Origin of the sequence: Pseudomonas sp. RU47, from assembly GCF_004011755.1 — a bacterium.
Taxonomy (GTDB): Bacteria; Pseudomonadota; Gammaproteobacteria; order Pseudomonadales; family Pseudomonadaceae; genus Aquipseudomonas.
This window is the reverse complement of sequence record NZ_CP022411.1, coordinates 619,304-634,720: the sequence shown is the minus strand read 5'-3', so window position 1 is coordinate 634,720 and position 15,417 is coordinate 619,304. Positions and strand designations below refer to the sequence as shown.

At 59.0% G+C, this 15,417-nt stretch carries 10 protein-coding genes and 2 tRNA genes; 5 read left to right on the top strand and 7 right to left on the bottom strand.

The genetic code is table 11. The annotated features are described in order from the left end of the window. Nucleotides 1-72 precede the first annotated feature (72 nt). Nucleotides 73-4,716, top strand: coding sequence for an NEL-type E3 ubiquitin ligase domain-containing protein (locus tag CCX46_RS02780; protein ID WP_238704375.1), 4,644 nt, complete (start codon nucleotides 73-75; stop codon nucleotides 4,714-4,716). Nucleotides 4,717-4,757: 41 nt separating this feature from the next. On the opposite strand, the gene dnaB is transcribed toward CCX46_RS02780, so the two are convergent. The 7 genes from dnaB to rnr form a co-directional block, all read right to left on the bottom strand. After that, complete coding sequence (dnaB, locus tag CCX46_RS02775; RefSeq protein WP_007915846.1) at nucleotides 4,758-6,155, bottom strand: replicative DNA helicase; 1,398 nt, start codon at nucleotides 6,153-6,155, stop codon at nucleotides 4,758-4,760. A 119-nt stretch (nucleotides 6,156-6,274) separates the two neighbouring features. After that, entirely contained in the window at nucleotides 6,275-6,721 is a 447-nt protein-coding gene (gene rplI / locus CCX46_RS02770; protein WP_003186385.1) for a 50S ribosomal protein L9, read from the bottom strand. A 19-nt stretch (nucleotides 6,722-6,740) separates the two neighbouring features. Continuing rightward, nucleotides 6,741-7,634 carry a hypothetical protein gene (locus tag CCX46_RS02765; RefSeq protein ID WP_016983782.1) on the bottom strand — a complete coding sequence of 298 codons (894 nt, stop codon included), beginning with the start codon at nucleotides 7,632-7,634 and terminating at the stop codon, nucleotides 6,741-6,743. 36 nt (nucleotides 7,635-7,670) lie between these two features. Then, the gene (gene rpsR / locus CCX46_RS02760; protein WP_002551829.1) at nucleotides 7,671-7,901 is read right to left on the bottom strand and encodes a 30S ribosomal protein S18; all 231 of its coding nucleotides are present in this window, start codon (nucleotides 7,899-7,901) and stop codon (nucleotides 7,671-7,673) included. A 29-nt stretch (nucleotides 7,902-7,930) separates the two neighbouring features. Next, nucleotides 7,931-8,350, bottom strand: a complete 420-nt coding sequence (gene rpsF / locus CCX46_RS02755; protein ID WP_127925619.1) for a 30S ribosomal protein S6 — start codon at nucleotides 8,348-8,350, stop codon at nucleotides 7,931-7,933. A 313-nt stretch (nucleotides 8,351-8,663) separates the two neighbouring features. Beyond that, the gene (rlmB, locus tag CCX46_RS02750; protein WP_127925618.1) at nucleotides 8,664-9,428 is read right to left on the bottom strand and encodes a 23S rRNA (guanosine(2251)-2'-O)-methyltransferase RlmB; all 765 of its coding nucleotides are present in this window, start codon (nucleotides 9,426-9,428) and stop codon (nucleotides 8,664-8,666) included. Next, nucleotides 9,425-12,055, bottom strand: coding sequence for a ribonuclease R (gene rnr / locus CCX46_RS02745; RefSeq protein ID WP_127925617.1), 2,631 nt, complete (start codon nucleotides 12,053-12,055; stop codon nucleotides 9,425-9,427). Before rnr ends, rlmB begins: the two co-directional genes overlap by 4 nt. 226 nt (nucleotides 12,056-12,281) lie before the next feature. Between rnr and CCX46_RS02740 the strand changes: the two genes are divergently transcribed. The 4 genes from CCX46_RS02740 (at nucleotide 12,282) to CCX46_RS02725 (ending at nucleotide 15,402) form a co-directional block, all read left to right on the top strand. Next, a tRNA-Leu gene (locus CCX46_RS02740) sits at nucleotides 12,282-12,368 on the top strand. A gap of 180 nt (nucleotides 12,369-12,548) precedes the next feature. Beyond that, nucleotides 12,549-12,635 (top strand) — tRNA-Leu (locus CCX46_RS02735). Nucleotides 12,636-12,826: 191 nt separating this feature from the next. Beyond that, a complete protein-coding gene (locus CCX46_RS02730; protein WP_127925616.1) occupies nucleotides 12,827-13,837 on the top strand; it encodes an extracellular solute-binding protein in 1,011 nt (336 codons plus the stop codon). Beyond that, entirely contained in the window at nucleotides 13,837-15,402 is a 1,566-nt protein-coding gene (locus CCX46_RS02725; RefSeq protein ID WP_127925615.1) for an ABC transporter permease, read from the top strand. Before CCX46_RS02730 ends, CCX46_RS02725 begins: the two co-directional genes overlap by 1 nt. Nucleotides 15,403-15,417: the final 15 nt, after the last annotated feature.

Here is a 15,417-nt window from a genome sequence, read left to right as displayed (position 1 = left end):
CAGGCAATGACGCCGAATACGCCAGCAACTCCGGTCTGCGAGAGTTGCTGGCGACTACAAGGAAAGTACGAAATGCCAATCAAATTGCCGGGCAAAGGCACCCCCTCCAACGACACACACGTTCGACCCACACCCTCGCCAGACGTGCCCCCTGCGCGCGCCGATACGACAGTGCGTCCGGGCTTTGAAACCTTCAGCGAGATCGGTCCGCCGCCACGCACCTTCCGGCCGACGGACGACGCTGACCTCGATGCGATTACGCCGGTGCCCACGGTCACTGTTCACCCTTCCCCGTCACCCGCCGAAACGGCGCGCCCTGTCGATCCGCCGCTGGAGCACTACCGGGTCATGGCACCTGTTGGCTTGCCGGCGGCGAATGCCGAGGGTTTCAGGATCTACAAAGGACGCCCCTATGTCGACGTGGTCGATGTCGGGACCGTGCAAGTCGCCAAGGATGCCGACAGCGGTCTGTTCCGGGCGAGGCTGTCCAGCGAATCGAAGCCTTCCGGCCCCGCTCTGCTGCGCGATCCAGACAGTGGGCGGTGGCACAGGCTGGACGACTTCGAACCGATCACCTTTCCCCTGAGCGATACCCGTCTGGCACCGTTTCGCACACCGCTCGCTTTCAACCACTTAGACCCCGACAGCGATGGGCTCCATCGCCTCGACGGCAAACTGTATGCGTTGATCGACAACCATGCCTATCAGGTTCTACACGACCCGGACGCCTCGACCCCACTGGCCAACGTGATGCGCATCGTACGCAGCGACGACCCCGTCGCCAGCGACAGCGCCAACGTGTATGTCGCGACTCGCCCGGGCCGGTCGGAACCGATCGTTTTCGACGCCATACAAGGCTGGGTGGGGACCACCGTGGCCGGGGCCGGAGGAATGAAGCGCGGCGATAGCACAGATGCTTCTGCCGGCCCCGGAATACGGGACTGGCTGTCTAAGGCGCTCAACCGGTTACGCAGTCCGCAATCGCGCGCAAAAAAACTGTTTCCGGACCACACCGATGAAGAACTCGGCCGCTTTATCGAGTCCTTGGGAGATGATGTCACCGGCGGTTTGACCCATCGCGAAAACGCCTACAAATCCCTCAAGATCGAACTGGATGCCTGGCTGCGGCAATCCGTCAGCGCGTCGCCCCCCAGTGTTTCGCCCAGCCACGCGCAGCAGGTCGCCCAAAGTCTCAAGCGCTGCTGGCGTCATCAGAGCGGCGACATTCTCTGGCTCGAAGCCGGGAACGGCCCACTGCCGGCGCTGAAAGCGGATTTCAGCCATGTTCGGCACCTGACATTGCAATCGGTCGCCTGGTCAGACTCCGCCAGTACATTGCTCGGCAACTTCTCCGGTCTGGAAGGTCTGCATATCAGCGGATCAACCCTAAGTGCCGTGCCGACAGCCATTGCACAGATGCCCAACCTGCACAGCCTGGACCTGAGTACGAACCGTATCGCCCTTGATGAACGAGCAGCGGCAGAACTGAGCTCGCTGGGCAATCTCAAGCACCTCGACCTGTCAGGTAACCCATTGGGTAAATCACCTGATTTCTCCGGGATGCCAAACCTCAAGACGCTGAACCTGAGCAACGCACAATTGGATCAGTGGCCAGCAGGTCTGCTCAGCCAGACCCGGCTGACGCATCTGGACTTGCGCAACAACCGTCTGACCGCGGTCCCAGAGGCGAACCTCAATCCGCCAGCCGATCAGTTCGAAGCGCTCGCCCGAATCAACATCGTCACACTGTTGGAGAGCAATCCGTTCCCGCCCGGCTACTGGACAAAACTTGAAGGGTTTTGGCAACGCGTGGCAACCGATCAACCGGAGCTGGGCAACAACGCCGCCGCCGATGCATTCAGACTCCCCAGCGACATGCCCGAGACAGCCAGCGCGCAGCGGGTCTACCCCAATAAAGACCCAAAGCAGTTGCGCGTATTTCTCCTCGCTCTGGATGAAGACGGTAAAGCGCAACTGGCACGACGAGTCGCAGCGCTGGACTCGCTGGAGGCTCAGCTTGACAGCTACGTCAACGGCAGCAAGGCCGACTCGTCAGGCGCAGACACACCGGCCAGAATCCAGGCGCGCCGTGTCGCGGATATCACCAGAGCCTGTTGGCTGGATTCAACGCACACGCTGAGGCTGTCGTTGAACAAAGCGCCACTGCCGCCGCTCAATGCCGACTTCAGTCATGTCAAATCGCTGTTTATCAACACCGCTGCCTGGTCGGGCGACGCCGACATTTTCCTGTCCGCTTTCCCCAATCTGGAACGCTTGGTGATCAATCATTGCGGGCTTGAAGCTCTGCCCGCCCCCATCTCTGCCATGCATAACCTGGTCAACCTGGATCTGGTCAATAATCGTCTGCAATTGACGAAGGACAGCGCGGCGATATTCAGTACCCTGAGCCAGCTCGAGGCGATCAACCTGGGCAACAATCCGGCCCTCGGTTCGACGCCGGATTTCAGCGGTATGTCCAGGCTGAGGCAGGTGCTGCTCAATAACACAGGCATCGAGCAGTGGCCGAGCGGATTGCAGGACAAGCCCGATCTGATCATTGTGGATCTAAGCAACAATCGCTTGAAGGAAGTACCGCCGACCTTCCTTGATCCACCCGCGGAGCAACTGTTGGCGATCGCCCGGGTCAACGCCGCGACCCAACTCGATGGCAACCGCTTTGCAGCCGGTTACGGGAAGAAGTTCGATGACTTTTGGCGGCGCGTCAGTGCAGTTGCTCCCGAACTGCTGACTCACACCAACTTCGATAGCGACAACTCCGTTGCCCGGCGTTACCAACGGCTGTTTCCAGGCAAGAACATGAAGCAGTGCAGGGAATACCTGTGGAGCCTCGACGCGGACACCGTAGTTATCAAGGTGCGCAGTCTCGAACGAGAATTCAAAGTACTGAAACGCCAGCTCGACGATTGGGTTTTTTCCGGAGGGGGCAATCTGGGCGGGTATATTCGCGCCGACCAGCTGGCGCTCAATGCGCAGACCCGGGCTGATCGGGTCACGGCCAGCAACAAGATCATCAGTTGCTGGAGAAGAGAGGGGCCGCAAGCTCACGCCCATGACGGTACTCCCATCGGCCTGGAACTCGATCTCAGCAATCTGCGGCTGCCAAGTCTGCCGGACATAGACGTCGACTTCACTCACGTCGGCTCACTCAAACTCGTCAATATGCACCTGAGCACGTCTCCGGAGGGTTTCCTGACGCGCTTTCGCCACATACGCTGGCTGGATCTGGGACTAAATCAACTGCGCGAACTCCCCCCGGCCATTGGCGAAATGCATGGCCTGACGCGACTGTCTCTGGAAAGAAATCACATCACCCTCACCGCCGACACTGCCCGCGTTCTAGCAAGCCGCACCACCTTGCGAGCATTGGAGCTGCAGGGAAACCGGCAACTGGGCATCGTCCCGGATATGAGCCAGATCGTCGACCTGCGGTCTGTCAGTCTGGCCCACACAGGAATCGACACCTTTCCCTCTGGCCTCATCCATCAGCCGCGGCTGGATACCATCGAACTGAACAGCAACCGCATCACGGAAATTCCCGACGCTGTCATCGCGCCGCCGAATGATCAATTGGCCAACACGGTGCGCATCAACAACATCACCGACATTTCGAACAATCCACTGTCGGACGCGACAGACGCCCGCCTGTTTCAATACCAAAATCGCCTGAGAGCAGCCGGAACACCGCTGACAGGCCCAAGGAACATCATCAGTACAGCCATCGTACGTCCTGCGCCCTTGCGCTGGATCAGGAATGATCCGATGAAGCGCTGGACAGCGGGATTCGCCGACGATCAAGTAGCCAGTCGCAGGCGTCAATGGCAAACCCTGCGCGACCAATCGCGCTCGGACGGTTTGTTCAACACGCTGGAACGCCTGCTGGACACTCCCACCGGTCACCACGAACTTCAGGGACGAGTCTGGAGGCTGATCGACAGCATCACCGAAAACACGCCGCAGTCCGAACGTTTGCGCAACGACGTGTTCGATCGCGCGGGCGAAGCGGCCTGTTGTGATCGGGCGGCGTTTACCTTTACCAACCTCGAAGTCATATCAATGATGCACAACGCTGTAGCCCGAGCCAGCGACAAAGCTCAGGGGCCTGAACTGTTCAAGCTGTCCAGGGCCTTGTTCCGCTTGCACGAGGTCGACAAAGTCGCCTCGGCGGACATCGCGCAACGCGAAGCAGCAATTACCGCGGCGAGAACGCCCCATGAGGCCGCGAACCTGCCACCGCCACATGTGCCGGAAGAAATCGAAATCAGGCTGTTCTATCGCCACGGCCTGAAAGACCGCCTGCAGTTGCCTGGGCAACCGGAAAAAATGGGTTTCTCGCATCTCGCCGGCGTCTCCAAAACGCAATTGGAAAACGCTTATCAAACGGTCATTGCGCGGGATAATTCAGTCGAGGAGTTTCAGGCATTGGTGTCGAGGGAGTTCTGGCAAAAATACCTGACCCATAAATATCAGGAAACCTTCGAAACTCAGCGTCAGCCGTTTCAGGACCGGCAGGCGGCTCTCGACGCGTCATTTGAGGCAAAAGAATTGTCGTTCGACGATTACGACGCCCAATCGAAAGCGATGCAGGCTGAGTGGATGATTGAAGAGGCGGCCCTGATCGACAAACTGAGCCGCGAGGAACTGGCGCAATACACGGCCAGCGGCAGTGATGAAAACGCCGCTGGCACCCGTTCGTAACTGAATGAGGCGAGTGCTGGCCGACGGGATTCGGCCAGCCTTTACTCGTCGTCGTCGAAGTTGTAGCTGCCCGGTGCGAGGTTTTCGAAGCGGGTGTACTTGCCGATAAACGCCAGGCGGATAAAACCGATCGGGCCGTTACGCTGCTTGCCGATGATGATTTCGGCGATGCCCTTGTGCTCGGTTTCGGGGTGATACACCTCGTCGCGATACACGAACATGATGACGTCGGCGTCCTGCTCGATCGCTCCGGATTCCCGCAAGTCGGAGTTCACTGGACGCTTGTTCGGACGTTGTTCCAGGGAGCGGTTGAGCTGCGACAGCGCCACCACCGGGCAGTTGAATTCCTTGGCCAGCGCTTTCAGGGATCGCGAGATCTCGGAAATTTCGTTGGTACGGTTGTCACCGCTGGAACCGGGGATCTGCATCAGTTGCAGGTAGTCGATCATGATCAGGCCGACGTCGCCGTGTTCACGCACCAGACGCCGGGTCCGCGCACGCATTTCCGACGGGCTGATACCGGCAGTGTCATCGATGAACAGCTTGCGATCGTTGAGCAGGTTGACTGCCGAGGTCAGGCGCGGCCAGTCATCGTCTTCGAGTTGACCGGAACGCACTTTGGTCTGGTCGATGCGGCCCAGCGAGGAGAGCATACGCATGATCAGCGATTCACCTGGCATCTCGAGGGAGTACACCAGAACCGCCTTCTCGCTGCGCAACACGGCGTTTTCCACCAGGTTCATCGCGAAGGTGGTTTTACCCATCGATGGACGGCCGGCGACGATGATCAAGTCGGACGGCTGCAGGCCGCTGGTCTTCTCGTCGAGGTCGGTGTAGCCGGTGGACAGGCCAGTGATGGCGTTGTCAGTGTTGAACAAGGTGTCGATGCGGTCGATGGCCTTGGTCAGCAAATCGTTCACACCTACCGGGCCGCCGGTTTTAGGCCGGGCCTCGGCAATCTGGAAGATCTGCCGTTCGGCCTCATCAAGAATCTCGGCGGCAGTACGACCTTCAGGATTGAAGGCGCTGTCAGCGATCTCGGTACTGATGCCGATCAACTGGCGCAAGGTCGCTCGTTCGCGAACGATCTGCGCATAGGCCTTGATGTTGGCGACGGACGGCGTGTTTTTTGCCAGCTCGCCGAGGTAACCGAGGCCACCCACTTGCGAAGTCTGACCTTCCTTGTCCAGTTGCTCGGACAGGGTCACGACGTCGATTGGCATGTTCTGATCGGCCAGCTTGGCGATCGCACGGAAGATCAGACGGTGGTCATGTCGATAGAAATCGCCGTCGGAGACTTGATCGAGCACGCGCTCCCAGGCGTTGTTGTCCAGCATCAGACCACCGAGTACAGCCTGTTCGGCTTCGATGGAATGCGGCGGCACCTTCAGGGCAGCGGTTTGCAGATCGTATTGCTCGGGAGCGGAGATATCGTTCATGGCCACTTGTGTTGTTTGGAAAAACGGGGAGTTCAGAAAGACAAAGGGCACGACCTGTAAACAGGATCGTGCCCGATGTTAACCGTCTGACGGACAAGCCGCCAGCCGATCAGTGTTGCTTAAGCTGCTACCACGACAACGCGTACGGTGGCTTCAACTTCGGCGTGCAGGTGCACAGCCACGTCGAATTCACCCACGTTGCGGATGGTGCCGTTCGGCAGACGAACTTCGCTTTTCGCAACTTCAACGCCGGAGGCGGTCAGTGCGTCAGCGATGTCGTGAGTACCGATCGAACCGAACAGCTTGCCTTCGTCGCCAGCGGTGGCAGTGATGGTCACTTCCAGCTCGGCCAGTTGGGCAGCACGGCTTTCAGCCGATGCTTTACGGTCTGCGGCAGCTTTTTCCAGCTCGGCACGACGCTCTTCGAACGCAGCCAGGTTGGCAGCGGTCGCAGCGGTAGCCTTGCCGAAAGGCAGCAGGTAGTTACGGCCGTAACCGGCCTTAACGTTTACTTTGTCGCCCAGGTTGCCCAGGTTGGCGATTTTTTCCAGAAGGATCAGTTGCATGTGGAAATCCTCTTAACTTTTAACCTTCACCGTTCGCGTTATCGGTGTCTTTCGACACGTGACGACCGCGAAAATCAATCAGGCTGTCGACAATGGCCAGGACCACGAGCAACGGATAGATCAGCTGCATGAACAACAGCAGCGTGACGTACAACCCCACCAGCCAGAAACCGGCCAGTCGCTTCTGCCCGACCAGCCCGTGAATCAGGGCGAGTCCGGCGAACACCAGCGGTACACTGCACAACGGCGTCAACATGGCCATCTGTGCACCGAGATTCGGGCCCAGAAGCATCAACGCCAGCAGTAACATCGCCGGCCCCAGCGGGATCCGGATGGCGCGAAACTCGCGACCAAAACCACCCGGGTTGTACAACAACGCCTGCCAATGCCGCCCGACAATCAGGCTCAGCACGCTGACGATTTGCAACAAAGCCGCAATCAGTCCGGTCAGGACCGGTGCAATCAGGGACGCGAAACGCGCTTGCTCATCGACCGACAATTGCTTGTAAGTCTCACCAAGAAGCGCCGGCATGACCTTTATCAAGGCCTGCGCGAGCATCTCGATCTGGGCCGCAAACGCGGCCCCGAGCACCACTGAAAACACCACTCCAATCACTACGCTGACCAGCAGCGTGCGGACCCAGGACTCACTTGCGCGCAAAACCAACGCAAGTCCCGAAGACCCCAGCAGCACCAGAAGTGCCCGTGGGTCATCGGCATACAGCCACCAGATCAATGCCGGCAGCAGCCCCAGAGACAGAACACCCAGGGCGTCCGTCAGTCCGCGCCGCAGCAGCACAAGGCTCCCCGCGGCAGCGCCCAACCAATACAACAACGGCAATGTTGCACATCCGGCCACCACGAGAGTGGCCTGCATACGGCCTCGCATGATGAACTCAGCTAAGGCACGCATGCATTCAATCCTTTGCTACTTGTCGACTGCCCGGTCTCAGCGGCCGTGGCTGTCGGTGTAGGCCAGCAGGGCCAGGAAGCGGGCGCGCTTGATAGCGGTGGCCAGCTGACGCTGATAACGAGCTTTGGTACCGGTGATGCGGCTTGGAACGATTTTGCCGGTCTCGGATACGTAGGCTTTCAGAGTGTTGAGATCTTTGTAATCGATCTCTTTCACGTCTTCAGCGGTGAAACGGCAGAATTTACGACGACGGAAGAAACGTGCCATTTGATAGGCTCCTTAATAAGGTCCGTGGATTACTCGTCAGCGTTATCGCTGTCGTTCTCTTCGCCTTCAGCGCTTTCAACGCCTTCGTGCTCAGGACGATCGCGACGCTCACGGCGCTCACTGCGGTTTTCTTCAGCCTTGAGCATCTCGGACTGGCCAGTTACGGCTTCGTCGCGACGGATGACCAGGTTACGGATCACTGCATCGTTGTAGCGGAAGTTGTCTTCCAGCTCGGCCAGGGCCTTGCCAGTGCACTCAACGTTCAGCATCACGTAGTGAGCCTTGTGAACATTGTTGATTGCGTAGGCCAGTTGACGACGGCCCCAATCTTCCAGACGGTGGATTTTGCCGCCGTCTTCTTCGATCAGCTTGGTGTAACGCTCAACCATGCCGCCGACTTGCTCGCTCTGATCCGGGTGGACCAGAAAGATGATTTCGTAATGACGCATGAATGCTCCTTACGGGTTGTAGCCTGCCGCTCAAAAACGGTCAGACAAGGAGTGAATGACACTTATGGACTTGCTGGCGCGGGGCACATGCGTGCCTGCCGTCACAGCAAGGGGCGCAATTGTAGAGAAGGGACAGAAGAGGTGCAAGGCAATTGGTGATTATTTGAACAACCACCCATTTATGCCACACCACAAAACACTGTGGGAGCGAGCCTGCTCGCGAATGCGATACATCAGGCAACATTAATGTCGTCTGACACACCCCTTTCGCGAGCAGGCTCGCTCCCACATTTGAACCGCTTTCAGCTCAAGACTACTTCTTCGCGGCAGCCTTGGCTTTAGCGCCGCGCTGACGCTGTGCTTCAAACAGGCAAACGCCAGTGGCTACGGAGACGTTGAGACTGCTGACGCTACCGGCCATCGGCAGCTTCACCAGATAATCGCAGTGTTCGCGAGTCAGGCGACGCATGCCTTTGCCTTCAGCGCCCATGATCAGGATGGTCGGCCCGGTCAGATCCTGGTCATAAATGCTGACCTCGGCCTCACCTGCCGTGCCGACGATCCACAGACCGCGCTGCTGAAGTTTTTCCAGGGTACGGGCGAGGTTGGTCACCGCCACCAGCGGAATCACTTCCGCCGCGCCGCAAGCGACTTTACGCACGACCGGCGTCAAAGTTGCCGATTTGTCTTTCGGCACGATCACCGCCAGCGCACCGGCCGCATCGGCCGAGCGCAGGCAAGCGCCGAGGTTGTGCGGGTCGGTCACACCGTCGAGCACCAACAACAGCGGCGCGCCTTCAGTGCGATCGAGCAGCTCGTCGAGCATGGCTTCGCCCCAGACCTGGCTCGGGCTGACTTCCGCGACCACGCCCTGATGCACGCCTTCAACCCAAGCGTCCATTTCGCGACGCTCGGCCTGACCTACCTGAACGCGATTTTCATTAGCCAGTTCAACCAGGGTCTGCACGCGCGGATCGTTGCGGCTTTCCGCCAGCCAGATCTGCTTGACGCGTTTCGGGTGGTGACGCAGCAACGCTTCTACCGCGTGAACGCCGTAGATTTTTTCCAACTGACTCATGACTTCGCCTTCGGTTTACGTGCCCCGCCACTTTTGGCTGGAGCAGAACCCGCTTTTGGCGGGCCTTTACGGTGTTTGCTCGGTTTGGCTGGCTTGCCGCCGGAGGCCTTTTCAGGCGCCGACCGTCCGGTCTTTCCCCCGGACGCCGCTTTACCACCGTTTTTGGCATCGGAAAGCAGCGCTTTCTTCATTTCACGGCTTTTGCGCAGCTCGGCGTTCTTCGCCACGGCATCGCTAGGGCGATAGGCTTCGGCAGCCTTTTCCTTGACCGGACGACGGCTGGCGGTTTTTGCCGGAGCCTTTTCTTCCGAAGCCTTGGCAGCAGGCGCAGCGGTTTCGGCGCCACGTTTTTTGCGACCGATCGGCGCGCTGATGGTTTTTTCGGCCATCTCGAAGTCGATCTTGCGTTCGTCGAGGTCAACGCGCATCACGCGTACTTCAACGGTATCGCCGAGGCGGAAGCTGCGACCGGTGCGCTCGCCCGCCAGACGGTGATGCACAGGATCGAAGTGGTAGTAATCGCCCGGCAGCGCGGTGACGTGCACCAGGCCTTCGACGTAGATATCGGTCAGTTCGACGAACAGACCAAAACCGGTCACTGCGGTGATCACGCCCGGGAACGATTCGCCTACGCGATCCTTCATGAACTCGCACTTGAGCCAGTTCACTACGTCGCGGGTCGCTTCGTCAGCACGGCGCTCGCTCATCGAGCATTGCTCGCCGAGTTGCTCCAGTGCCGCTTCGTCGTACGGGTAAATGCGCGCCTTCGGAATGGTCATCGCACCGGCACGACGAACGTGCGGGGTGTCCTGTTTCGAATGGATCACGCTGCGGATCGCGCGGTGCGTCAGCAGGTCCGGATAACGACGGATCGGCGAAGTGAAGTGGGTATAGGCTTCGTAATTCAGGCCAAAGTGGCCCTGATTGTCAGCGCTGTACACCGCCTGGCTCAGCGAACGCAGCATCACAGTCTGGATCAGGTGGAAATCCGGACGGTCCTTGATGCTCGCCAGCAAGGCCTGATAGTCCTTCGGCGACGGGCCGTCCTTGCCTTTGTGCAGGGACAGACCGAGCTCGCCAAGGAACGCACGCAATTTTTCCAGACGCTCCGGTGGCGGGCCATCGTGGACGCGGTACAGCGCAGGAATTTCGTGCTTCTTGAGGAATTCGGCGGTGGCCACGTTGGCCGCCAGCATGCATTCTTCGATCAGCTTGTGCGCGTCGTTGCGGGTGGTCGGACGGATTTCGGCAATCTTGCGCTCGGTACCGAAGATGATTCGGGTTTCCTGCGTTTCGAAATCGATCGCGCCACGTACGTGACGAGCAGCCAGCAGTACCTTGTACAGCGCATAAAGCTGTTTGAGGTGCGGCAGAACGTCGTTGTACTCACCGCGAAGCTGACGCGCTTCGGTGATTTTCGGCGTTTCCAGCATCGCGCTGACTTTGTTGTAAGTCAGACGAGCGTGGGAATGGATCACCGCTTCATAGAAGCAGTAGTCGGTCATTTCGCCGGACTTGGAGATGGTCATCTCGCAAACCATGGCCAGACGATCGACGTGCGGATTCAGCGAGCACAGGCCGTTGGACAACTGCTCAGGCAACATCGGCACGACGCGCTCGGGGAAGTACACCGAATTGCCGCGCACTTGCGCTTCGTTATCCAGCGCCGAGCCGATCTTCACGTAACTGGAAACGTCGGCAATCGCCACGTACAACTTCCAGCCGCCGGAGAACAGGCGCAGCTTGCCCGGTTTGGCTTCGCAATAAACAGCGTCGTCGAAGTCGCGGGCATCTTCGCCATCGATGGTGACGAACGGCAGATGGCGCAGGTCGACGCGCTTCTCTTTGTCTTTTTCTTCGACTTCCGGCTTCAGCTTGGCGGCTTCTTTCAGAACCGCTTCAGGCCAGACGTGCGGGATATCGTAGGTGCGCAGGGCAACGTCGATTTCCATGCCCGGCGCCATGTAGTTGCCGACCACTTCGACCACATCGCCTTGCGGCTGGAAGCGCGGCGTCGGCCAGTGGGTGATTTTCACCTCGACGAACTGACCGATCTGCGCGTTGGCGTTGCGGCCCGGCGTCACCAGCACTTCTTGCTGGATCTTCGGATTGTCGGCAACGACGAAACCGATGCCGCCCTCTTCGAAGTAGCGACCGACGATGGTTTCGTGAGCACGCGAAACCACTTCAACGATCACGCCTTCGCGGCGACCGCGACGGTCGAGGCCGGAAACACGGGCCAGCGCACGGTCGCCGTCGAATACCAGACGCATTTGCGCCGGGCTCATGAACAGGTCGTCGCTGCCGTCGTCCGGCACCAGGAAGCCGAACCCGTCACGGTGACCACTGATGCGGCCAAGGATCAGGTCGAGCTTGTCGACCGGCGCGTACGTACCGCGACGGGTGTAGATCAGTTGTGCGTCGCGTTCCATGGCGCGAAGGCGGCGGCGCAGAGCTTCGATCTGGTCTTCTGTGGTCAGACCAAACTCTTCGACCAGTTGCTCGCGGGCAGCAGGCGAACCCCGATCGGCGAGATGCGCCAGGATCAGTTCGCGGCTAGGAATAGGGTTTTCATATTTTTCCGCTTCACGAGCGGCCTCGGGATCGAGGGACTGCCAATCGGCCATTAGAGAGTTTTCACCTTGTCTATATGCGGGTTAGTTTGGCATAGGCGCCATGAAACGGGAAATTTCCGACTCTATAAGGCCCAACAGAGGCCCTGTATCGACGCTGAGGAGTCGTTTTGAACACCGCTGGTAAAAAAAACCATATTTTTTGCTGACAGGGGTTTACAGTTAAAAAGACGCTCCGTATAGTGCGCGCCATCGACGACGCACAAGCGTTACCGATACTGCCCAGATGGTGAAATTGGTAGACACGCCAGCTTCAGGTGCTGGTGACCTTACGGTCGTGGAAGTTCGAGTCTTCTTCTGGGCACCAATTTCGAGTTTGAGACTAGATCAGTTTCAAGACTCACACAAAACCCGCGAAAGCGGGTTTTTTGCATTCTAAGCCCGGGTTTTCTTAAAACTGATTTATTAAAATTAAATCAGGGGTTTACAGATCAAAAGGCGCTCCGTATAGTGCGCCACATCAACAGCGGCAACGCTCGCGATGATTGCCCAGATGGTGAAATTGGTAGACACGCCAGCTTCAGGTGCTGGTGACCTTACGGTCGTGGAAGTTCGAGTCTTCTTCTGGGCACCAATTCAAACTCAAGGTTACGACGTTGAGTTTCACAAAAACCCGCGAAAGCGGGTTTTTGCGTTTCTGGCTTCCAGAATTTTATCACCACCCCGCCTATCAAAACGCCAGCCCCACCGCAAGGCGCACTTGAGAAACAATATCGTTTATCATTGTTGCAAGTTTTTGCAATGCGACAGTGAGGAACCCTGCGAATGACGTTTCGAAATACCCTGCGCCGAGGCTTGACCTTCACCTTCCTCGGCCTGGCGCTCGCCACTCCCCTCACCCAGGCTGCCGATGCGGTTTCCCTGACCCTCTACAACGGCCAGCACAAGGAAGTCGGCGACGCGATCGCCAAAGCCTTCGAAGCCAAGACCGGCATTCACGTCAATGTGCGCAAGGGCAGCAGCAATCAGCTCGCCAGCCAGGTCATCGAAGAAGGCGACCGCTCTCCCGCCGACGTGATCTACACCGAAGAATCGCCGCCACTGAACAATCTCGGCGAACTCGGCCTGCTGGCCAAGACCGATGACGCCACGTTGGCCGTGCTTCCGGAAAAATACGTGGCCGGTAACGGCACCTGGATCGGCGTGACTGCACGCGTTCGCGTCGTCGCCTACAACCCGAAACTGGTCGACGAAAAAGACCTGCCGAAATCGGTGATGGAGTTCTCCGATCCGCAGTGGCAGGGCAAAGTCGGCTTCGTACCGACCAGCGGCGCCTTCCAGGAACAAGCCGTAGCGATCATCAAGATGCACGGTCGCGATGCTGCTGAAGAATGGCTAACCGGTCTGCGCGCCTTCGGCAAGACCTACAGCAACAATATGGTTGCCCTCAAAGCGGTGGAAAACGGCGAAGTCGCCACCGTACTGGTGAACAACTATTACTGGTTCGCCCTGCAGCGCGAGAAAGGCAAACTCGACTCGAAACTGCATTACTTCACGGGTGGTGACGTCGGCGGCCTGATCACTGTGTCCAGCGCTGCCGTGCTGAAATCCAGCAAGCATCCAAAAGAAGCCCAGCAATTCCTCGCCTACATGGCCAGCGAAGAAGGCCAGCGCGTGATCACTCAGACCACCGCCGAGTATCCGCTGCATAAAGGCATGGAATCGGATCGCGGACTCAAGCCGTTCAGCGAACTGGAAGCGCCGAACGTAACGCCAGCCGATCTGGGCAATGCCGAAGAAGCGCTGGAGCTGGAACGTGAAGTTGGCTTGAACTGATGGCCGCATCGTTATCCGCCCCCGCCGCGCGCGGGGGTTACGTGCCAAAACGCAAGCGGCCTTCGATCTGGCTGGTGCTGCCGGTGTTGCTGCTGGTGGTGCTGAGCCTTTTGCCGCTGGCCTATGTCGGGCTCAAAGCCTGGCAGGCCGGTTGGGCCGAGGCGCTGCACTTGCTGTGGCGCCCGTATGTGTTCGGCCTGCTGCGCAACACCTTGGCATTGATGGTTGGCGTGACCCTCGCGTGCGGCGTGATCGGTCTGTCGCTGGCCTGGCTGCTGGAGCGCAGCAATCTGCCGGGACGACGCCTGTGGGGGGTGATTCTGTGCCTGCCGTTCGCGGTGCCGGCGTTTGTCAGCAGCTTCACCTGGGTCTCTTTGAGCGCGCAGTTCGAAGGGCTTGGCGGGGCGATTCTGGTGATGAGCCTGTCGAAATACCCGCTGATCTTTCTGCCGGTAGCGGCAACCCTGCGCAATCTCGATCCCTCCCTTGAAGAGTCCGCGCGAACCCTTGGACAGAATCGCTGGGGCGTGTTCTTCCGCGTCACCTTGCCGCTGCTCTGGCCATCGTTGCTGGCCGGTTCGCTGCTAATTGCTTTGCACATGCTGGTGGAGTTCGGCGCGCTGTCGATCATCGGCCTGCAAACCTTCACCACCGCGATCTATCAGCAATTCGAGCTGGAATTCAGTAACGCCAACGCGGCGATGCTGTCGGCCGTATTGCTGGCCCTGTGTCTGGTGCTGCTGTGGCTGGAACTGCGCGTGCGCGGCAAAGGCCGGCATGTGCGCACCGGCCAAGGTGCTGCGCGACAGGCTGAGCAGGTTCGACTCGGGCCTTGGGCAGCGGTCGGTCAGTTGTATTGCCTGCTGCTGGCGATTGTCGGCAGCGGGATTCCGCTGGGAATGTTGGCGTATTGGCTGGCGGTGGGTTCTTCGGCGGCATTCCCCGTGGCAGCGATTACCGAAGCACTGCTGTCCTCGCTGGCGCTGTCGCTCGGCGGCGCGGCGTTATGTCTGGTACTGGCGGTGCCGGTGGGTTTGCTGGTGGTGCGTTACAAAGGGCAACTGGCGATCTGGGCCGAGCGCTTGCCGTATCTGCTGCATGCGCTTCCGGGTCTGGTCATCGCGTTGACGCTGGTGTATTTCGCGCTGCATTACGTGCCGGCGCTGTACCAGACTTCAGGCTTGCTGCTGATCGCTTATGCATTGTTGTTTTTGCCGCTGGCGCAGGCGCCGATTCGTACTGCGCTGAACAAGGCTGCGCCGCAGCTCGAAGAGGCTGCGCGCACGCTGGGCGCTTCATCGTTTACGGCGTTTTGCCGGGTGACGCTGCCGATTATCTTCCCGGCATTGGGCGCGGCGTTTGCACTGGTGTTTCTGGATGCGATGAAGGAATTGACGGCGACGCTGCTGCTGAGTCCGACCGGGCTGAACACGTTGGCGACTGAGGTTTGGGCGCATACCGCGAATGTCGAGTTTGCTGCGGCGGCGCCTTATGCGGCGTTGTTGATTTTGGTATCGGGATTGCCGGTTTATTTACTGACGACGCGGATGTATCTGAGCCGCTGATACCGCTTTCGCGAG

Excerpts from the sequence above, each read along its gene's own strand:
- rplI (WP_003186385.1), bottom strand. The coding sequence starts at position 6,721 with ATGCAACTGATCCTTCTGGAAAAAATCGCCAACCTGGGCAACCTGGGC.
- CCX46_RS02725 (WP_127925615.1), top strand. The coding sequence starts at position 13,837 with ATGGCCGCATCGTTATCCGCCCCCGCCGCGCGCGGGGGTTACGTGCCA.
- rpsF (WP_127925619.1), bottom strand. The coding sequence starts at position 8,350 with ATGCGTCATTACGAAATCATCTTTCTGGTCCACCCGGATCAGAGCGAG.
- rnr (WP_127925617.1), bottom strand. The coding sequence starts at position 12,055 with ATGGCCGATTGGCAGTCCCTCGATCCCGAGGCCGCTCGTGAAGCGGAA.
- CCX46_RS02780 (WP_238704375.1), top strand. The coding sequence starts at position 73 with ATGCCAATCAAATTGCCGGGCAAAGGCACCCCCTCCAACGACACACAC.
- rpsR (WP_002551829.1), bottom strand. The coding sequence starts at position 7,901 with ATGGCACGTTTCTTCCGTCGTCGTAAATTCTGCCGTTTCACCGCTGAA.
- CCX46_RS02730 (WP_127925616.1), top strand. The coding sequence starts at position 12,827 with ATGACGTTTCGAAATACCCTGCGCCGAGGCTTGACCTTCACCTTCCTC.
- dnaB (WP_007915846.1), bottom strand. The coding sequence starts at position 6,155 with ATGAACGATATCTCCGCTCCCGAGCAATACGATCTGCAAACCGCTGCC.
- CCX46_RS02765 (WP_016983782.1), bottom strand. The coding sequence starts at position 7,634 with ATGCGTGCCTTAGCTGAGTTCATCATGCGAGGCCGTATGCAGGCCACT.
- rlmB (WP_127925618.1), bottom strand. The coding sequence starts at position 9,428 with ATGAGTCAGTTGGAAAAAATCTACGGCGTTCACGCGGTAGAAGCGTTG.